Here is an 18,067-nt window from a genome sequence, read left to right as displayed (position 1 = left end):
AGCACATTATTAAAAAAATACTTTTCAATTTTTTAAAATATGGTATTCTTGTGTTGTAACGGTTTTGAAATCGGTTTCAAATTATAAGACGATACAGGAGCACTTGAATGAAAAAGAAAACAACAGGCCATATCACCATCAAAGACGTAGCTGAATTTGCAGGAGTATCAAAATCAACCGTTTCTCGTTATATCAACGGGAAAATCGACGCGATTTCTCCTGAAAAGGTAAAAAACATAAAAAAAGCAATCGCTGAATTGAATTATCGGCCGAGTAAGATGGCACAAGGTTTGAAAATAAAAAAAAGCAAATTAATCGGATTTGTTGTAGCCGACATTACAAATCCCTTTTCAGTCGCAGCATTTAGGGGAGTTGAAGAGGTTTGTGATCAATATGGCTACAGCATCATGGTGTGCAACACTGATAACAGTCCTGAAAAAGAACGGGAAATGCTGCTAAAGCTCGAAGCGCATTCTGTAGAAGGGCTGATTTTAAATGCAACGGGGGAAAACAAGGATATTTTATATTCCTTTGCCGAACATCAGGTTCCGACAGTATTAATTGACCGCAAATTGCCGGATCTAAAATTGGATACCGTAACGACTGACAACAGAAGGATAACTGAAGAGATCCTCCAGCAGATTTACAGCAAAGGGTACACAGATGTCGCGCTGTTTACCGAACCGATTGCATCCATCAGCCCCCGGGCGGAGAGAGCAGCTGTTTATCAGGAGATTGCCGCGGTGCGAAATGTGGATGGAATCAAGCGAATGTATGAAATTGATGTCAAAGACAAGAAGCAGCTTGAGAAGGCGCTACGCTCTTTTATCAACGAGATGCCTGAGCAAAGAAAAGCGATTCTTGCTTTAAATGGCTTGATTATGCTAAAGATTATCAGCTGTATGGAAGAAATAGGGCTGCGCATTCCCCAAGATACAGGGATTGCCGGATTCGATGATACGGAATGGTATAAACTCATCGGCCCGGGCATTACAACGATCGCCCAGCCGTCACATGATATGGGCAAGACGGCGATGGAACGCGTATTAAAAAGGATTGAAGGTGACGAGGGAGCGCCTCAAACCATCGAATTAGAGGCAAAAGTCATCATGAGAAAGTCACTTTAATCCAAGGTGCCCTCAACGAAGGGGAGGTTGGGAAATGAAGCTTGATGCAGTTACTTTCGGCGAATCGATGGCCATGTTTTATGCAAATGAGTATGGAGGCCTTCATGAAGCTTCCACATTCTCAAAAGGGCTGGCCGGGGCAGAAAGCAATGTGGCTTGCGGTCTGGCCAGACTTGGCTTCCAAATGGGCTGGATGAGCAAAGTCGGCAATGATCAGCTCGGAACATTTATTCTTCAGGAGCTGAAAAAAGAGGGAGTGGATGTGTCTCGCGTGATCCGGTCTCAGGATGGAAATCCAACGGGGCTGCTGCTGAAGTCCAAAGTGAAAGAAGGCGATCCTGAGGTAACGTATTACAGGAAAAACTCAGCTGCAAGCACTTTAACAGCTGGTGAATACCCAAGAGACTATTTTCAAAGCGCTGGCCATCTGCATGTTACGGGTATACCCCCGGCTTTGTCTGCCGATATGAAAGACTTCACCTATTATGTAATGAAAGACATGAAACAGGCTGGAAAAACCATCTCATTAGATCCTAACCTAAGACCTGCTCTTTGGCCTGATCAAGCAACAATGGCACATACGATTAATGATTTGGCGGGGCTTTCGGATTGGTTCCTCCCTGGAATCGCAGAGGGAGAGCTATTGACTGGCGAAAAAACGCCTGAAGGCATTGCGGATTTTTATCTTGAAAAAGGTGTAAGCTTTGTCGCTGTTAAACTTGGAAAAGAAGGCGCTTACTTTAGATCAAAGGAAAGTGAAGGATATACAGAGGGGTGCCGGGTTGATCAGGTCGTTGACACAGTCGGTGCCGGAGACGGATTTGCTGTCGGCGTCATCAGTGGAATTCTTGATGGCTTGCCGTACAAGGATGCAGTGCAAAGGGGGAATGCGATCGGCGCATTGCAAGTTCAGGCACCGGGGGACATGGACGGTTTGCCGACAAGGGAAAAACTAGCCGCATTTTTATCTGCTCAAAGAACGGTTCACCATAAGAAAGGGGATTGTTAAATATGGAGTCCAATGGAGTAGAAAACCGTCTGAAAGAAGCCAGGCTGATTGCAGTCATTCGTTCAAAGGATAAACAGCAGGCCTGTCAGCAGATTGAGAGTTTAATAAATAAAGGGATTCGAGCAATTGAAGTCACTTATACGACACCTGGAGCTTCTGCTATTATTGAGTCCTACAGAAATCGGGAGGATGTCTTAATCGGAGCGGGCACGGTCATCACTGCGCAGCAGGCGGGAGAAGCTGCGAAAGCAGGAGCACAATTTATTGTCAGTCCGGGTTTTTCAACAGATCTTGCTGAACACCTATCGTTTGTGAAGACGCATTATATCCCTGGCGTACTGACACCGAGCGAAATTATGGAAGCGCTGACATGCGGATTTACTACATTAAAGCTGTTTCCAAGCGGTGTATTCGGCATCCCTTTCATGAAAAATTTAGCGGGCCCTTTTCCTCAGGTTACTTTTATACCGACTGGCGGAATCCATCCGTCTGAGGTTCCGGAATGGCTCAAGGCAGGAGCTGGTGCCGTCGGAGTCGGAAGCCAGCTGGAAAGCTGTTCAAAAGAGGATTTACAGGCTGTTTTCCAAGTGTAGCCACATAAGGGGTATTGTTTTTCCATAACCGGAGGATGGGAGAATATAAATGAAAATCAAAGCGACAATTGAACGGGTACCTGGCGGAATGATGATTATTCCGCTGTTTCTGGGAGCAGCGCTCAATACGTTTGCGCCTGGAACAGCAGAGTTCTTTGGAGGGTTTACCGGCGCGCTTATTACAGGAACCCTTCCTATACTAGGCGTTTTTATCTTTTGCGTTGGAGCGACGATTGATTTCCGTTCCTCAGGCTATATTGCAAGAAAAGGGATTACCTTATTATTGGGAAAGATTGGGTTTGCGGCACTGCTTGGTGTGATTGCGGCTCAATTTATACCCGATGAAGGCATACAATCCGGGTTTTTTGCAGGTCTTTCTGTTCTAGCCATTGTTGCAGTGATGAATGAAACCAACGGCGGCCTCTATTTGGCGCTCATGAATCATATGGGCAGAAAAGAAGATGCCGGCGCATTCGCGTTTATCAGTACAGAATCTGGGCCTTTTATGACCATGGTTACGTTCGGTGTCACCGGACTGGCTGCTTTTCCTTGGGAAACGCTGGCAGCAACAGTCATTCCGTTTTTGCTCGGCTGCATTCTTGGAAATCTTGATCATGATCTCAGAGATTTATTCAGCAAGGTTGTGCCGGCAATCATTCCGTTTTTTGCATTTTCACTTGGCAACACTTTAAATTTTGGAATGCTGATTCAGTCAGGGCTATTAGGCATTTTGATCGGTGTATCTGTTGTCATCTTATCCGGCGGTTCCTTGTTTTTGCTTGATCGTTTCATTGCCCGGGGAGACGGTGTCGCGGGAGTGGCAGCTTCATCAACAGCGGGAGCGGCTGTCGCTGTGCCATACGCATTAGCGGAAGCGAATTCTGCGTTTGCCCCTGTAGCTGAATCTGCAACTGCAATCATTGCGACAAGCGTCATTGTCACCTCTTTGTTAACACCTCTGGCTACAGTTTGGGTGGATAAAAAAATCAATGCGAAAAAACGAAAAACACCGCCGCCCAAAAATCAAATGACAATAAATTGAGTGATGAAGGCTGCCGTCAACTAGACCGGCAGCCTTTTATACAAACAATTTGACTTTCAAACACCCTTCCAGTAGCCTGTAATGGAACGGCTAGAATAGGGAGGGAATGGATATGGAGATACATACATACGAAAAGGAATTTTTTGATCTTTTAAAGAGAATCTCACATTATAGTGAAGCGGTTGCCTTAATGCATTGGGACTCCAGAACAGGCGCCCCGAAAAATGGCTCAGAGGACCGTGCTGAAAGCATCGGTCAGCTTTCAACAGATATATTCAATATTCAGACATCAGATCGAATGAAGGAGCTTATTGATGTGCTTTATGAATGGTTTGATGATTTGTCTGAAGATACGAAAAAGGCTGTAGAGCTGGCGAAAAAAGAGTATGAAGAAAACAAAAAAATCCCTGAAGCAGAATATAGGGAATATGTTATTCTTTGTTCTAAGGCTGAGACGGCGTGGGAGGAAGCGAAAGGAAAATCTGATTTCAGCTTGTTTGCCCCTTATTTGGAGGAACTGATCGAATACAATAAACGATTTATTGAATATTGGGGTTATGAAGAGCATCCTTATAATGCATTGCTTGATTTGTTTGAACCGGGTGTGACGGTCAAGGTGCTTGATCAGCTGTTTTCTGAACTGAAAGAAGCGATCATACCTCTTATTAAACAAGTGTCAGCCTCAGGGAATAAGCCGGATACAAGCTTTATCAATGAAGTGTTCCCTAAGGAAAAACAAAAAGAACTCAGCCTTTATTTCCTGCAAGAGCTCGGCTACGATTTTGACGGCGGAAGGCTCGATGAAACCGTTCATCCATTTGCGACGACAATGAACCGCGGGGATGTTCGGGTGACGACGAGATACGATGAAAAAGATTTCCGGACGGCTATTTTTGGAACAATTCATGAATGCGGTCACGCGATCTACGAGCAAAATATTGACGAAGCGCTGAGCGGGACGAATTTATCAGATGGTGCTTCAATGGGAATTCATGAATCTCAATCACTATTTTACGAGAATTTTATTGGACGCAACAAGCATTTCTGGACACCATACTATCAGAAAATACAAGAAGCGTCTCCTGAACAGTTCCGCAACATATCGCTTGATGATTTTGTTAGGGCTGTCAACGAATCAAAACCTTCATTTATTAGAGTTGAAGCGGATGAATTGACGTATCCTTTGCATATTATTATTCGTTATGAAATAGAAAAAGCGATTTTCAGCAATGAAGTATCTGTGGAAGAACTGCCTACCCTTTGGAATCAAAAATATCAGGATTATTTAGGTATTACTCCTTCTGAGGATGCAGAGGGAATCCTGCAGGATGTTCACTGGGCGGGTGGAGATTTTGGCTACTTCCCATCGTATGCACTTGGTTATATGTATGCAGCGCAGCTGAAACATAAAATGCTCGATGATCTGCCTGAATTTGATACTCTCTTGGAAAGAGGGGAGTTTCATCCGATTAAACAATGGCTGACGGAAAAAGTGCACATTCACGGAAAACGGAAAAAGCCATTAGACATTATTAAAGAAGCAACAGGTGAAGAGCTGAATGTACGTTACCTGATTGATTATTTGCAAAATAAATACTCAAATCTGTATTTATCTTAATGAAAAAGCCTGGCGTTTCAAACGTCAGGCTAATTTATTATCGAAATATTCAATAAAAAACGAATGATCTTTTCGAAAAAAGAATTAAAGTTCGGGAATTTTTATTTTTCATCTATGCAAGAGGTTAGAATCTTGATATAATTTGTAACAATATGATAGGAACACTCATATAATCGCGTGGATATGGCACGCAAGTTTCTACCGGGCACCGTAAATGTCCGACTATGAGTGAGCAATGAGACCGGACGTATACGGTTTTTTGTTATTTCAGCATTGCTTGCTCTTTGTTTTGAGCGGGTAATGTTTTTTTTTATTATTTGAACGGAGGTATGACAGGATGGAAGCACTGAAACGAAAAATAGAAGAAGAGGGCGTCGTTTTATCAGATCAGGTATTGAAAGTGGATGCTTTTTTAAATCATCAAATTGATCCGCTGCTCATGAAGAAAATCGGTGACGAGTTTGCCGCCAGATTTGAGAAAGACGGAGTAACAAAAATTGTTACAATTGAATCATCCGGAATTGCTCCAGCCGTAATGGCTGGTTTACAAATGGGTGTGCCAGTCGTATTCGCGAGAAAACATAAGTCTTTAACGCTCACTGACAATTTGCTGACATCGTCTGTATATTCCTTTACGAAGCAAACAGAAAGCCAAATCGCAGTATCGGGAAATCATCTGTCAGATCAGGATCACGTGTTGATTATCGATGACTTTTTGGCAAATGGACAAGCAGCACTTGGACTGGCATCGATCGTAAAGCAAGCTGGAGCTTCTGTCGCGGGACTTGGCATTGTCATTGAAAAATCCTTTCAGCCGGGAAGAGAAGAGCTTGTGAAGCTTGGCTATCGGGTGGAATCTTTGGCGAGAATTGAATCTTTAGCAGAAGGAAAAGTATCTTTTGTACAGGAGGTTCGTTCATGAAAAACGGATTCGGCAAAACGCTGTCACTAGGGATCCAGCATGTGCTCGCCATGTACGCAGGCGCCATTGTCGTTCCCCTGATTGTGGGGAAGGCGATGGGGCTGACGGCGGAGCAGCTGACCTACTTGGTGTCGATTGATATTTTTATGTGCGGTGTGGCTACACTTCTTCAAGTTTGGAGCAATCGGTTTTTCGGCATCGGGCTTCCAGTTGTGCTTGGCTGCACATTTACCGCTGTGTCACCAATGATTGCCATAGGCTCCGAATACGGGGTTTCCGCTGTTTATGGAAGTATTATCGCCTCAGGTATTCTTGTGATTCTCATTTCGTTTTTCTTTGGAAAGCTCGTCTCGTTTTTCCCGCCTGTTGTTACAGGTTCTGTCGTTACCATCATTGGTATTACACTTATGCCGGTGGCCATGAATAATATAGCCGGCGGGGAAGGCAGTCCGGACTTCGGTGATCTTTCTAATCTTGCTCTCGCTTTGATCGTTTTAAGCATCATCGTGCTTCTATACCGTTTTACAACAGGATTTATCAAGTCCATCTCCATTTTGATCGGTATTTTGATTGGGACATTTATCGCGTATTTTATGGGGAAAGTTCAATTTGATAATGTCTCAGACGCAGCCTTTGTTCAAATGATTCAGCCGTTTTATTTCGGCGCACCGTCTTTTCATGCGGCCCCTATCATTACAATGTCCATCGTCGCCATCGTCAGCCTTGTAGAGTCAACAGGCGTTTACTTTGCTTTAGGCGATCTGACCAACCGCCGTCTGTCAGAAAAGGACTTATCCAGAGGGTATCGTGCAGAAGGACTGGCTGTTTTACTGGGCGGCATATTTAACGCATTTCCTTACACTGCATTTTCTCAAAATGTCGGACTTGTCCAGCTGACAGGAATCAAGAAAAATGCAGTGATTGTGGTGACAGGCGTGCTTCTCATGGCTTTTGGCCTGTTTCCCAAAATCGCTGCTTTTACGACAATCATTCCATCTGCCGTGTTAGGCGGAGCGATGGTGGCCATGTTTGGAATGGTCATTGCTTATGGCATCAAAATGCTCAGCCGAATTGATTTTGCAAAGCAGGAAAACCTGCTGATCGTTGCCTGCTCAGTTGGGCTAGGTCTCGGTGTGACAGTTGTGCCGGACATTTTTAAACAGCTTCCAAGTGCCTTAACGCTTCTTACAACAAACGGCATTGTTGCCGGCAGCTTTACGGCTGTTGTCTTGAATATGATATATAATATGTTTTCGAAAGCTGAAAAAACAGAACAGAAAGCTGATGTCAATCAGCAAAAAACAGCAGTGTAAACTCCGCTACGGCGGAGTTTTTTGCATATAAAAAAGAAAGTTGCGGCACAATGTATGCTAAGAGGTGATCATATGGCATTTGTTTTGTCGATCGGAACAAGTCTTCCTGAGAATGATGTGGATCAAGAAAAGGCGGCGGAGTTTGCCAGATATATGTTTCAGCATTCCTTTAAAGATATAGAACGGCTGTTAACCTCCTTTAAAAACGGGCAAATTGAATCGAGACAATTTGTGAGACCCATTGAATGGTATAAAGAAGGGCACAACTTTGAAGAAAAAAATCAAATTTATATAGAGGAAACACTCAAGCATAGCGTCAGGGCTGTTCAAACGTGTCTCGCAAATGCAGCCTATCTTCAAGAACCCATTCCTTATGAAAAAGTGGATGCTGTTTTTTTCGTCTCCAGCACGGGCCTCTCCACACCAAGCATCGAGGCGCGGCTGATGAATGAACTCCCGTTTTCTCCTTATACGAAGCGAATTCCGCTTTGGGGACTCGGCTGTGCAGGAGGGGCGAGCGGACTTGCGCGCGCTGCTGAGTACTGTAAAGCATATCCGGAGGCTTTTGTTCTTGTCATTGCCGCTGAGCTGTGCAGTCTGACATTTCAGCCAGAAGATAAAACGAAAAGCAATTTGATCGGCACATCACTTTTTGGCGACGGAATTGCAGCGGCATTATTATGCGGGGAGAAGGCAGACCGCCGGCTGACAAAGTTGCAGCTTTTGCCGAATATATCGGATTCGCAATCTGTATTGATGAAACAATCTGAAGATGTTATGGGCTGGGACTTTACCGACCATGGTTTCAAAGTCATTTTTTCAAGAGATATTCCGACTTTGGTTGAAAAATGGCTGAAAACAAATGTCCAGAATTTTTTGAATGGACATCAGCTTTCATTCAGCGATATTACGGTCTTTCTGGCTCATCCTGGCGGAAAAAAAGTCATTGATGCATACATTAACTGTCTTGAACTGTCACCTGAGCAGCTTGCGTCTTCGCAAACCATCTTGAAAAAACACGGAAATATGTCATCGGCCACCATTTTGTATGTGATCGACCACCATCTGCAGAACGGAAGTAAAAACGAAGCAGAACGGGGGCTGATCGGTGCATTGGGGCCGGGATTTTCGTCAGAATTGCTGCTGTTCAGCTGGGAAAAGGGGGCATAACTCATGTTTTGGATGTTGATTACTGTGCTCACTGCTCAAAGGGCAGCGGAAATGGCTGTGGCGAGACGAAACGAACAAAAGGTGAAAAAACAAGGAGCGATAGAATGCGGAGAGGGGCATTATCCGTATATCATCACCATGCACATTCTTTTTTTTCTGTCTTTAATTACGGAAGTATTGCTGCTGCACAAACAGCCTTCAAGCTGGTGGTCAGGCATAGCAGCGGCTATATTGGCAGTACAAGCGATTCGATATTGGGCGCTTTGTTCATTGGGAGCATACTGGAACACAAAAATTCTTGTCGTTCCGGGTGCTGAACTTGTCAAAAAAGGGCCTTACAAATGGCTGAAGCACCCAAACTATACGGTTGTCGTATTAGAAATCATCCTGATTCCGCTCTTGTATCAAGCGTACTTTACCATGTGTCTGTTTTCACTTTTAAATGCCGTTATGCTGTCTGTCAGAATACGTGCAGAGGAGCAAGCATTACGCGAATATACAGCAAAATAGAGATTGAATATCATTCTCATCCATGTTAGAATGAAGATGAAAAAGATTCTCAATCAGGATGGTGAAGCAAATGACAATGCTGTTTTTGCTTGGGGCGGTTTGTACATATAGTGTATTAATTGGTTTTGTATTGAAAGGAATCTCTAATAAATCTGTTTGAACAATCTGGAACTTGTAAAAAGTTGCAGATTTTCTTTTATAGAAGCTGCCGTCTTCGGCAGCTTTTTTCTGTTCTCTTAAAGAAATTTGGGTCATTCTTGTGTAAAATGGAAGTGAGATGTATTCAGATCTTTCAAAAGAGATTCATAATTGAAACGGCACAAAGGGGTTCAGACTTATGACAGAACGCAGCAGGCAAGAACTTTTGTACAAAACTGGGGTACTTTATGAACAAATGGTTGAGAACCAGGATGAAAAAAGAGCGGCAAAACTGGCTTCAGTTGTTGAGAAGGCCGCAGACGATGAAATTTATATCGCGTTTACAGGGCATTATTCAGCAGGGAAATCATCACTGTTAAATTTCTTGTTAATGGAAAATATTCTGCCGACAAGTCCTATTCCGACCAGCGCTAATCTTGTTGTGATCAGAAATGGAGAAAAGCGTGTTCGTCTTCATACAACAGACGGAGCGTGTGCGGAGCTGGAGGGTGCCTATCATAAAGACAAGGTGCAGCAATATTGCAAGGATGGGGAGCAGATTGAAACTGTAGAAATTTTTGACCGGTATACTGAAGTCGAGCCAGGAGTTGCATATATTGATACCCCCGGGATTGACTCAACAGATGAGGCTCATTTTTTATCGGCGGCATCTATTCTTCACCAAGCAGATGCGCTGTTCTACGTGGTTCACTATAACCATGTCCATTCAGAGGAAAATGTACTGTTTCTGAGGTCAATCAAAGACAGCATTCCGAATATATATTTTATCGTTAATCAAATTGACAGACATGATGAGACCGAGACACGCTTTGAAGATTACAAGGCGCAAGTGGAGGCGATGCTTTGTCAAGAAGGAATTCCAGAGGATGCACTCTTTTTCACGTCGGTGACGGAACCGAATCACCCATTCAATCAAATCGGTATCCTGCGAAAAAAGTTAAAAAGAATCGAACAGCAGTCAAAAAGAAATTTGCATTCCATTACCGAACAAAAAGTACAGAATTTATTGAGAGAGCACACAGAGATGCTCATGAAAGAGGATACGGAAAATCCAAGTTCTGGAGAAAAGCTTGAAAAGCAAGCACGACTGGTCGATTCCCTGCAGTTTCAATCAGCCGAAGCAGCAAATAAACCGATTGAGGCAGAAAGCACGATGCAGAAGGAAGTCAATCGAATTTTAAAAAACGCTAACTTGACGCCTTTTGAAATGCGTGAATTGGCAGCAGCTTACTTAGAATCACGTGAACCCTCTTTTAAGACTGGGTTTTTCTTTTCAAAAGCAAAGACTGCACAGGAAAGAGAAAAAAGGAGAAATGAGTTTTTCTCTGATATAAAAAAAAGAACGGAAGCGGAAGCGGATTGGCATATCATAGATATCTTACATAAGCTCGCCAAGGGATTTGGTATTCAATCAGCTGAAAGTGAAAAGCTGATCCAGGCTTATCGCACGCCGCTTCATGTTGATATCATTGAACGCGCAGTCAAACAAGGCGCAGCCTATTCTTCTGAATATGTCTTGCAATATACAAAAGATTTGGCAGAGCTGATCCGTAAAGAGGCGAAAGTTGAAGCATCAGACATCATCAAGACACTTACCGATACGGTAAAACAGAGCGCATCCATAGAACAGGAAACGATCAATAGCCGTCTCACACAGGAATCGGAAAAGCTGGCTTGTCTTCAAAAACAGGCCAGTCACGAACAATATGCCCGTGAGAAAGCCGGCCGCATGTGGGCGATCTGGGAAGAGGCGTCTGCAAGCCCAATAAACATAGATCTGGACTGGTTTAGAAAGAAGAAAAAAAAGGTTAAAGCTCCAGAACAGAAACAAAGCCAAGCACAGTATATGCAGCAGCAGACCCAAAAAATAGAAATAAAAAGCGGGAAAGAGCTGCCGCTTCAAGATCAGATAAAACGCTTTTACACACTGTCGGATCTATTGGGCGAATATCGTATGCTGTCAAAACAAATCTCAGCTTTTCGTGAAAGGATTAAAAGGCTGGAAGGCCGAAAATTCACACTTGCTCTATTTGGAGGATTCAGTTCGGGAAAATCCTCATTTGCCAATGCGCTGGTTGGTGAAAGGGTGCTGCCGTCATCACCGACACCGACAACAGCAACGATTAACAAAATAACGAAACCGGTAAACGGCAAATCCCACAAAACAGCGGATGTCATTTTTAAGACGGAGGATGACATTACGGCTGAAATCATGCAGCTCACAGGAATGCAAGAGGAACCACAAGGATGGTCATTTGCGGAAAAATGGAAAAAGGCAATAAAAAAAGAGCGTCTGCAAGAAGAACAAATCAATATGATTAGTCATTTCCTGCTTGCCTATGAAAAATATCAGCAATACATTCAAGCCCAAAAGATATTAACGATTCCGCTCTCCGAGTTAAAACCGTATGTAGCCGAGGAGACAACGGCTTGTGCTGTTAAGGAAGTGACCGTTTATTTTAAATGCCCGCTGACTGAAAAAGGAATTACGATCGTTGATACACCTGGGGCTAGCAGTCTGAATAAACGGCATACAGAACTTGCATTTCAATATATCAAGGATGCCGATGCGTTTTTTTACATGACCTATTACCAGCATTCGTTCTCGAAAGGAGACCGCTCATTTTTACGTAAGCTGGGACTCGTGAAAGAATCGCTCAGCATGGATAAAATGTTTTTTGTCATTAATGCTGCTGATCTAGCGAAAGATAAAGCAGAACTCGAAACAGTCACGGATTATGTCAGATCAGAGCTTTTAAAAGAAGGAATTCATGATCCGCAGCTCTTTTATGTGTCAAGTAAAGAAGAGCTCTTAGGAAAATCGAAAACGAATCATAATCAGTTCTCAAAAGTAAGAGAACAGTTAGACCAGTTTATTGAGGTCGATGTAAAGAAAGCAGCTGCGGCACAGCTTAGCTCAGAAGCAGACAAACTATGTGAAACGGTCGTACAGCTTCATCAATCTCAGCATCAGTCCAAAGAAGAAAAGGAAGCGCAAAAAAAGCGTCTTCTATTATCGTTTGAGCGGGCAGCTGCTGCTATCAAGGAACGCCGCAATTCAGAAATCATTATTGAGAAAGTAAAAAAGGATACAAGGGAGCAGCTATATCACATTACACAGCGTTTGTCCTTTTTTGCGAATGATTTGTTAAAATCATCATTTCATCCAGGTCTTCAAAATGGAGACTGGAAAAAGAATATCGGTGCGGTGATGAAAACCGTATTACATGAATATCAATTTGAGTATATTCAGGAGATCAAAACGCTCGATATTCGAATGAGCGGTTTCATCGAACGGCATATCACTGAAGAGTGGCTTGAAAGCTGTCAAAACACATTGAAGGAAGACGGTTATTTCTCCATTTATGCGGATGATCAGCTTTCTAACAGCATACAGCTGAAAGAAGTTGAACCTGAAATCGATGAACGTGCATTTGAACAGGAACAAAAACAAATCAAATCTCCGAAGCAGTTTTTTGAACAGAAAGGAAAAGCAGGCTTCATTGAAGCGGTGCGGATGAAGCTTATGAAAATAACGGAGCTCTGGATCAAAAATGAAGAAGAAAGCCTTATATCTCATTATGCTGAATATGTCAGACGCCTGCAGTATGAAATGGCGGAAAAAGCATTGGCGCAAATAGAGGGCCAAAGAGATACGTATGTAGAAGGATACGCAGAAGGGGAACGTATGAAAGAGGTTGAAGAAGCATATCAAGCATGTATAACTTGGCAGAGATCAGGTGATACAATCAAAATGTAAAAATTCAGTTGGCTTGCATTTCAAGTCATGATAGACTAAATAGAAAAAGCGAGATGAACGATTGATGTCTGAGGTACATAAAGCAATTTCTGCACATTCTGCAAAACAGCACGAGCATATTAAAACATTTATGCAGCTTGAACACCTTCGTGAAATGGCGATTGAAGAAGCTGTTGCGAAATGCAAAAACGATGAGCCATTTTCCACAGATGCCATTAATGAAGTGACAGAAAAGATGAATCAGCTGGCCAAGAAAGGCATCGTACCGACTAGACGTCTGGTATCAAAAGAAATGGTCAAAGAATACGTCAGCCGCACATAAGCTGGATGATCCTGCCTCGAGTGCAGATCCCCCGTTACGCGCATACTATATGTATCCGACGTAAGGGGGGATTTATGTTGGGCAGAACAAAGCTGGGTAACAGAAATGCACAGGCCAATAACAATGCCAAAAAGAAAAACGGGTTTCAAACCCATTTCGACTCTTACGCAGGACGTGAAGCTGAAAAGCTGATTGCCAGCAATAAAAGACATAACGATTGATTGAACCATCCAAAACAGTATCTCTATACAAGAGATGCTGTTTTTTTATTTTCGCGTCACTTATGGTAAAATAGATCGACTGATAGAAAAAGGAGTTATCATATGAAAAATAAATTATTGCTTGTTGACGGCATGGCTCTTTTATTCAGGGCATTTTTCGCCACAGCCGTGCATCGCAACTTTATGATAAATGACAGCGGGGTTCCGACAAACGGCGTCAACGGATTTTTGAAGCATTTAATCACAGCCGTGGAAACATTTCAGCCTACACATGTTGTATGCTGCTGGGATATGGGCAGCAAAACGTACCGGAATGATCTGTTCCAGAATTATAAGGCAAACCGAAGCCAGCCGCCGGTTGAACTGATCCCTCAATTTGATCTGGCAAAGGAAGCGGCCGCTGAACTTGGCATCATGAATATTGGCCTTGCCGGATACGAAGCGGATGATTGCATTGGAACACTTGCAGCTATGTTTTCTGAAGAAGCCGATATTACGATCGTAACAGGCGACAGGGATTTACTTCAGCTGTTAACGGACAAAGTAAGCGTTGCGCTGCTTCAAAAAGGAATCGGCAATTATAAAGTGTATACAAAAGATGTATTTTACGAAGAAACAGGTGTCCTGCCCAAGGCTTTAATTGACATCAAAGGGCTGATGGGCGATTCCAGTGATAATTATCCCGGAGTAAAAGGCATTGGAGAAAAAACCGCGTATAAACTGATTCGTGAATACGAAACAATCGACCGCTTGCTGGAGAATCTGTCGCTTCTTCCAAAGGGACAGCAGGGGAAAATTCAGCAAGGTATAAGCGACCTGGAAATATCGAGAAAGCTTGCTGAAATTAACTGCTCGGTTCCGTTAGTCTGTACGCTGACAGAAGCTGTTTTTACATTGCAAATGGAGCAGGCGGCTGTCATGCTTCGCCGCCATCAAATCAAAGGAATTGAGCGTATGCTTGAAAAACTGAACGCTAGAGAGATCGTGTAAGATCACCTCTAGCGTTTTGTATTGCTTTTTTTAGCTCTTTCCTCAAGCTCTGTTTTGGGGTCATTATGTGTATTTCCTTCTAAATCGCCTTGCGGGGAAACACCGCCGGTCAGCCGGCCCTTATCTTTCTTTTTCATATTTGTTCACCTCATCAATAGGATAAACCATACTGCTTAATTTAATTCCTGTCATTCATCCGAATCGCTTCTTTTGCCAGCTGATCGGCTTTTTGGTTTTGCTTTCCCGGAATCCATTTGATGAAAAAAAGAGGGAAGGCTGATTTTAATCGGATGATTTCTTCCAAAAACGGCTGAAACGCTTTGTTTTTCACGATTTCTATATCGGCTGCGCGTTCCACGATATCTGAATCAGTTCGAAAGGAGACCGATTGATACCCGCGCGTTGCACACAGTTTCATGCCTTCAATTAACGCCAGAAATTCTGCTTCCTGATTGGTATGCATTCCGATTGGAATCGAGAAAGATTCTGCTTTTCCTTCATGTTTGATAAAAATGCCGATGCCAGAAGGCCCTGGATTACCGGCGCTCGCTCCGTCAACATATATTTCTGTAGGCATCATGTACTCCTTTCGTCACTCGGAATTATTTTTTTCGCCGCATAAGCATATGGCAGCGAAATCAGAGAAACCGCAAACTTAATCAAATATGTAGAAATAAAAATATGAAGCCAAACATCTGCCGGATATGTGCCAAAAAAAGCGACTCCGGTAAAAATGAATGTATCAAACAGCTGGCTGACTGCTGTACTGCCGCCGTTTCTCAGCCATAGAAGCCGATCGGAAGGAAATATTCTTCTAATTGCCGAATATACATAAACATCCAGTGTTTGGCTGAAGATAAAGGCAAGCAGACTTCCCAAAGCAACTCTCGGGAGAAAACCGAAAATCGTTTCCAGCGCTGTTTGTGAAATATCGCTCGAAGCGGGTTCGAAAAGCAAAACGCCCTGCATAACAAATGTCAGTGTCAGGAGAGTCGAAAACCCGAGCCATACAGCTTTTCTCGCTTCAGCTGGCCCGTATTTTTCATTCAGCACATCTGTAGCAAAAAAGATTGTGCCGTACATCACATTCCCGAGCGTTGCTGTTAAGCCAAACAGTTCAACCGTTTTGACGACTTGAAGGTTGGCACAGACTGTTGCAAAGCCGATCCACACAAATAAACCCATTTTGCCAAATCCTTTATAAAATAAAAGAACAATGATAAAATGAATGATCGCAAAAAAGATCCAAAAAGAGTTATTAAACAAAATGAAGAAGCTTCCTTTCCGGGTTAATAATGGTTTGATTATAGCACAAGCCCGGCAACTAATGAATGGTAAGGTGATTATATTGAATCTCAGACCGCACATGAAAATAGAAGCAAAAGGGACAGGGCCTGTCTCGTTTTTGGGCGAAAACTGGCTGACTGTTCAGGAAGCGCGTATGCTTGCGAGGGAACTCGGCCGTTTTCCTTATATGAAGGAACTTGAATTCGAAGATGAGAAGGGCGGCACCTGGACGCTGAAGGAATTAGAAAAGCTGACTGAGGAGCTTGCGCATGAACCCGATGACATTACCGTTTATTTTGACGGCAGTTTCGATAAGGAAAGCCAGCTGGCCGGGCTCGGAATCGTCATTTATTATACAGTGGGAGGGACGCGCCACCGTTTAAGAAAAAATAAAAGCTTCCGTCTGAAAACCAATAACGAAGCTGAATATGCCGCTCTTTATGAAGCAATAAGAGAAGTAAGAGAGCTCGGAGCTAGCAGAAATTCAATCACGATCAGAGGGGACTCTCTTGTTGTGCTGAACCAGCTTGACGGCAGCTGGCCTTGCTATGATCCCTCCCATAATGAATGGCTGGATAAAATAGAAGCGCTTCTTGAGTCACTAAAGCTGAGTCCGACATACGAAACGATCCAGCGAAAAGAAAATCAGGAAGCTGATGGCCTCGCAAAAAAAATCCTATCTCATCAATTCGTAGAAAGCCACATGAAATTAGACTGTAACGGAGATGACAATATTGGATAAGAAAGCTATATATAAGGAACTGACAGAACTGCAAGATGAATATTGCAAGGACTGTTTTATTAAGAAGCAGTTTCGCAAGGAATTTGGCAAAACATATGCACATTCATTTTGTATCAATAAATGTACAGTGGGTGAAAAGCTTAAGTCATATGGAGATGTCTTAACTAAGCACTAAAAAATAAAACCGCAGAAGCTGCGGTTTTATTTTTGGAATTCATCCAGCTGATGTTGACAGGCATCTAACAGCTGCTGTTGCTGCTGTACAAATTCAGGATCATCAAGAGCTGCCAGTTCTTGAGACAGTGATAGCTCTCTGGCGTCCTCGATGGCTTGGTATGCTGAATTGAGTACTGTTGAGCTTCGGCCTCTTGTAGCGGCGCCGGTCGTTTTCTGCGCTGTTTCCACCGCTAGCTCCAGCTGCCGTTTATCGGTAAATCCAGTCTGATCCTCATCATGAAATTCTGAGTTCACAAAAAAACACCTCCGCAACTATTTTGCAGAGTTTTTTTATAATTTATGTGCCAAAATAGAAAATAAAATAAAAAATAAGCCGATATAACTATTGAACCTGAATGAGTAGGTCTGTTTTACTATTTGAGGTATCTTGGTAGAGAAGGGGAACACAGCTATGGATGATAAAGACTTAAAATCAATCCTTCACAAAACATTTATAGAAATATACAATGATTTAGAAGAACTTGCGGATATTGCGAAAAAAGGAAAGCCATCAATGGAAAAGCATATTGAAGAGATTGAGCAGAGGTGCAAACAAAATATTTTAGCGATCGAAATTCAAATGAAAATCAAATAGGAGAGGCATTTGCCTCTCCTCTATTTGTCAACTTGTATTGAGTTTAGAGTTTTACAACATTAGAAGCTTGAGGTCCACGATTACCTTCGACAATTTCAAATGAAACTTCTTGTCCTTCTTCTAATGATTTGTATCCTTCTCCTTCGATTGCTGTGAAGTGAACAAATACATCGTCTCCGCCTTCTACTTCAATGAAGCCGAATCCTTTTTCGTTGTTGAACCATTTTACTTTACCGTTTTGCATATTGCTTAATTCCTCCTAGTACTGTAGCACCCATGTGCTAAAAAAAATTTTGTCATCATTTAACTTCGTTGCGTTGTTAAATGATGGTTCAACTATACACCATCTGGCAGCACGCGTCAAGTTGCGAAACTGCTTATTTTTCAAAAAAAGGGCACATTTCTCAAAAAAATGTAACCGCTTTTACGAAAATGTGGATGTGAATAAAAAGAGCACACGAAAAATCGTGT

At 42.8% G+C, this 18,067-nt stretch carries 23 protein-coding genes and 1 riboswitch; of the genes, 17 read left to right on the top strand and 6 right to left on the bottom strand.

The genetic code is table 11. The features are described 5' to 3' along the window. Positions 1-107: 107 nt before the first annotated feature. The 14 genes from NST56_RS12375 (at position 108) to NST56_RS12310 (ending at position 14,756) form a co-directional block, all read left to right on the top strand. Positions 108-1,127 (top strand): LacI family DNA-binding transcriptional regulator, encoded by a 1,020-nt coding sequence (locus tag NST56_RS12375; protein WP_168748097.1) that lies wholly within the window; start codon positions 108-110, stop codon positions 1,125-1,127. 34 nt (positions 1,128-1,161) lie between these two features. Beyond that, positions 1,162-2,136 (top strand): 2-dehydro-3-deoxygluconokinase, encoded by a 975-nt coding sequence (kdgK, locus tag NST56_RS12370; RefSeq protein ID WP_010334682.1) that lies wholly within the window; start codon positions 1,162-1,164, stop codon positions 2,134-2,136. A 2-nt stretch (positions 2,137-2,138) separates the two neighbouring features. After that, positions 2,139-2,729, top strand: coding sequence for a bifunctional 4-hydroxy-2-oxoglutarate aldolase/2-dehydro-3-deoxy-phosphogluconate aldolase (gene eda, locus NST56_RS12365; RefSeq protein WP_339176921.1), 591 nt, complete (start codon positions 2,139-2,141; stop codon positions 2,727-2,729). Positions 2,730-2,778: 49 nt separating this feature from the next. Further along, on the top strand, positions 2,779-3,771 hold the full coding sequence (gene kdgT / locus NST56_RS12360; RefSeq protein WP_010334680.1) for a 2-keto-3-deoxygluconate transporter: 993 nt from the start codon (positions 2,779-2,781) through the stop codon (positions 3,769-3,771). 112 nt (positions 3,772-3,883) lie between these two features. Further along, positions 3,884-5,389 carry a carboxypeptidase gene (ypwA, locus tag NST56_RS12355; protein WP_339176919.1) on the top strand — a complete coding sequence of 502 codons (1,506 nt, stop codon included), beginning with the start codon at positions 3,884-3,886 and terminating at the stop codon, positions 5,387-5,389. Between the two features lie 145 nt (positions 5,390-5,534). Further along, a riboswitch (purine riboswitch) is annotated at positions 5,535-5,634 on the top strand. Between the two features lie 92 nt (positions 5,635-5,726). After that, complete coding sequence (xpt, locus tag NST56_RS12350; RefSeq protein WP_010334678.1) at positions 5,727-6,311, top strand: xanthine phosphoribosyltransferase; 585 nt, start codon at positions 5,727-5,729, stop codon at positions 6,309-6,311. Continuing rightward, positions 6,308-7,624, top strand: a complete 1,317-nt coding sequence (pbuX, locus tag NST56_RS12345) for a xanthine permease PbuX (RefSeq protein WP_326331574.1) — start codon at positions 6,308-6,310, stop codon at positions 7,622-7,624. The genes xpt and pbuX overlap by 4 nt, the downstream gene beginning before the upstream one ends. 72 nt (positions 7,625-7,696) lie before the next feature. Further along, the gene (locus tag NST56_RS12340; protein WP_268446013.1) at positions 7,697-8,794 is read left to right on the top strand and encodes a type III polyketide synthase; all 1,098 of its coding nucleotides are present in this window, start codon (positions 7,697-7,699) and stop codon (positions 8,792-8,794) included. Between the two features lie 3 nt (positions 8,795-8,797). After that, positions 8,798-9,304 carry an isoprenylcysteine carboxyl methyltransferase family protein gene (locus NST56_RS12335; protein ID WP_010334675.1) on the top strand — a complete coding sequence of 169 codons (507 nt, stop codon included), beginning with the start codon at positions 8,798-8,800 and terminating at the stop codon, positions 9,302-9,304. Between the two features lie 70 nt (positions 9,305-9,374). Then, positions 9,375-9,464: a Fur-regulated basic protein FbpC gene (gene fbpC / locus NST56_RS12330; protein ID WP_100069434.1), complete on the top strand. Its 90-nt coding sequence runs from the start codon at positions 9,375-9,377 to the stop codon at positions 9,462-9,464. 177 nt (positions 9,465-9,641) lie between these two features. Beyond that, positions 9,642-13,223, top strand: a complete 3,582-nt coding sequence (locus NST56_RS12325; protein ID WP_339176913.1) for a dynamin family protein — start codon at positions 9,642-9,644, stop codon at positions 13,221-13,223. 64 nt (positions 13,224-13,287) lie between these two features. Beyond that, positions 13,288-13,545: a YpbS family protein gene (locus tag NST56_RS12320; RefSeq protein ID WP_010334673.1), complete on the top strand. Its 258-nt coding sequence runs from the start codon at positions 13,288-13,290 to the stop codon at positions 13,543-13,545. A 74-nt stretch (positions 13,546-13,619) separates the two neighbouring features. Beyond that, a complete protein-coding gene (locus tag NST56_RS12315; protein ID WP_003230761.1) occupies positions 13,620-13,766 on the top strand; it encodes a hypothetical protein in 147 nt (48 codons plus the stop codon). Positions 13,767-13,868: 102 nt separating this feature from the next. Beyond that, positions 13,869-14,756: a 5'-3' exonuclease gene (locus NST56_RS12310; RefSeq protein WP_229147141.1), complete on the top strand. Its 888-nt coding sequence runs from the start codon at positions 13,869-13,871 to the stop codon at positions 14,754-14,756. Positions 14,757-14,764: 8 nt separating this feature from the next. Here NST56_RS12310 and sspL read toward each other — a convergent pair whose 3' ends face one another. Genes sspL through NST56_RS12295 form a run of 3 tightly spaced genes read right to left on the bottom strand, consistent with a single transcriptional unit; the run spans position 14,765 to position 16,022 of the window. Continuing rightward, positions 14,765-14,893: a small, acid-soluble spore protein L gene (gene sspL / locus NST56_RS12305; protein ID WP_010334670.1), complete on the bottom strand. Its 129-nt coding sequence runs from the start codon at positions 14,891-14,893 to the stop codon at positions 14,765-14,767. Positions 14,894-14,934: 41 nt separating this feature from the next. Next, positions 14,935-15,333, bottom strand: coding sequence for a reverse transcriptase-like protein (locus tag NST56_RS12300; protein WP_010334669.1), 399 nt, complete (start codon positions 15,331-15,333; stop codon positions 14,935-14,937). Next, complete coding sequence (locus tag NST56_RS12295) at positions 15,333-16,022, bottom strand: queuosine precursor transporter (protein WP_268446017.1); 690 nt, start codon at positions 16,020-16,022, stop codon at positions 15,333-15,335. The genes NST56_RS12300 and NST56_RS12295 overlap by 1 nt, the downstream gene beginning before the upstream one ends. Positions 16,023-16,104: 82 nt before the next feature. On the opposite strand from NST56_RS12295, the gene NST56_RS12290 reads away from it, so the two are divergent. Both NST56_RS12290 and NST56_RS12285 read left to right on the top strand, forming a co-directional pair. After that, on the top strand, positions 16,105-16,785 hold the full coding sequence (locus NST56_RS12290; protein ID WP_339176910.1) for a ribonuclease H family protein: 681 nt from the start codon (positions 16,105-16,107) through the stop codon (positions 16,783-16,785). Further along, positions 16,778-16,960, top strand: coding sequence for a zinc-finger domain-containing protein (locus NST56_RS12285; RefSeq protein WP_024121802.1), 183 nt, complete (start codon positions 16,778-16,780; stop codon positions 16,958-16,960). The genes NST56_RS12290 and NST56_RS12285 overlap by 8 nt, the downstream gene beginning before the upstream one ends. A 26-nt stretch (positions 16,961-16,986) precedes the next feature. Here NST56_RS12285 and NST56_RS12280 read toward each other — a convergent pair whose 3' ends face one another. After that, positions 16,987-17,256, bottom strand: coding sequence for a DUF2564 family protein (locus NST56_RS12280; RefSeq protein WP_010334664.1), 270 nt, complete (start codon positions 17,254-17,256; stop codon positions 16,987-16,989). Between the two features lie 157 nt (positions 17,257-17,413). On the opposite strand from NST56_RS12280, the gene degR reads away from it, so the two are divergent. Next, positions 17,414-17,596: a transcriptional regulator DegR gene (gene degR / locus NST56_RS12275; RefSeq protein ID WP_010334663.1), complete on the top strand. Its 183-nt coding sequence runs from the start codon at positions 17,414-17,416 to the stop codon at positions 17,594-17,596. Positions 17,597-17,639: 43 nt separating this feature from the next. On the opposite strand, the gene cspD is transcribed toward degR, so the two are convergent. Continuing rightward, positions 17,640-17,840 carry a cold-shock protein CspD gene (gene cspD / locus NST56_RS12270; protein WP_003153604.1) on the bottom strand — a complete coding sequence of 67 codons (201 nt, stop codon included), beginning with the start codon at positions 17,838-17,840 and terminating at the stop codon, positions 17,640-17,642. Positions 17,841-17,855: 15 nt separating this feature from the next. Next, positions 17,856-17,984, bottom strand: coding sequence for a hypothetical protein (locus NST56_RS12265; RefSeq protein ID WP_128568482.1), 129 nt, complete (start codon positions 17,982-17,984; stop codon positions 17,856-17,858). Positions 17,985-18,067 lie beyond the last annotated feature (83 nt).

It is taken from the genome of Bacillus sp. FSL R5-0560 (assembly GCF_037966305.1).
Classification (GTDB): Bacteria; Bacillota; Bacilli; order Bacillales; family Bacillaceae; genus Bacillus; species Bacillus mojavensis.
Note: the sequence above shows the minus strand (reverse complement) of the source record. Positions and strands in the feature narration are given on the sequence as shown.

Bases quoted from the DNA above. Each gene is read 5' to 3' on its own strand.
- kdgK (WP_010334682.1), top strand. From the start codon at position 1,162: ATGAAGCTTGATGCAGTTACTTTCGGCGAATCGATGGCCATGTTTTAT.
- xpt (WP_010334678.1), top strand. From the start codon at position 5,727: ATGGAAGCACTGAAACGAAAAATAGAAGAAGAGGGCGTCGTTTTATCA.
- eda (WP_339176921.1), top strand. From the start codon at position 2,139: ATGGAGTCCAATGGAGTAGAAAACCGTCTGAAAGAAGCCAGGCTGATT.
- NST56_RS12300 (WP_010334669.1), bottom strand. From the start codon at position 15,333: ATGCCTACAGAAATATATGTTGACGGAGCGAGCGCCGGTAATCCAGGG.
- ypwA (WP_339176919.1), top strand. From the start codon at position 3,884: ATGGAGATACATACATACGAAAAGGAATTTTTTGATCTTTTAAAGAGA.
- fbpC (WP_100069434.1), top strand. From the start codon at position 9,375: ATGACAATGCTGTTTTTGCTTGGGGCGGTTTGTACATATAGTGTATTA.
- NST56_RS12315 (WP_003230761.1), top strand. From the start codon at position 13,620: ATGTTGGGCAGAACAAAGCTGGGTAACAGAAATGCACAGGCCAATAAC.
- NST56_RS12310 (WP_229147141.1), top strand. From the start codon at position 13,869: ATGAAAAATAAATTATTGCTTGTTGACGGCATGGCTCTTTTATTCAGG.
- kdgT (WP_010334680.1), top strand. From the start codon at position 2,779: ATGAAAATCAAAGCGACAATTGAACGGGTACCTGGCGGAATGATGATT.
- cspD (WP_003153604.1), bottom strand. From the start codon at position 17,840: ATGCAAAACGGTAAAGTAAAATGGTTCAACAACGAAAAAGGATTCGGC.
- NST56_RS12375 (WP_168748097.1), top strand. From the start codon at position 108: ATGAAAAAGAAAACAACAGGCCATATCACCATCAAAGACGTAGCTGAA.
- degR (WP_010334663.1), top strand. From the start codon at position 17,414: ATGGATGATAAAGACTTAAAATCAATCCTTCACAAAACATTTATAGAA.
- NST56_RS12325 (WP_339176913.1), top strand. From the start codon at position 9,642: ATGACAGAACGCAGCAGGCAAGAACTTTTGTACAAAACTGGGGTACTT.
- pbuX (WP_326331574.1), top strand. From the start codon at position 6,308: ATGAAAAACGGATTCGGCAAAACGCTGTCACTAGGGATCCAGCATGTG.
- NST56_RS12320 (WP_010334673.1), top strand. From the start codon at position 13,288: ATGTCTGAGGTACATAAAGCAATTTCTGCACATTCTGCAAAACAGCAC.
- sspL (WP_010334670.1), bottom strand. From the start codon at position 14,893: ATGAAAAAGAAAGATAAGGGCCGGCTGACCGGCGGTGTTTCCCCGCAA.
- NST56_RS12335 (WP_010334675.1), top strand. From the start codon at position 8,798: ATGTTTTGGATGTTGATTACTGTGCTCACTGCTCAAAGGGCAGCGGAA.
- NST56_RS12340 (WP_268446013.1), top strand. From the start codon at position 7,697: ATGGCATTTGTTTTGTCGATCGGAACAAGTCTTCCTGAGAATGATGTG.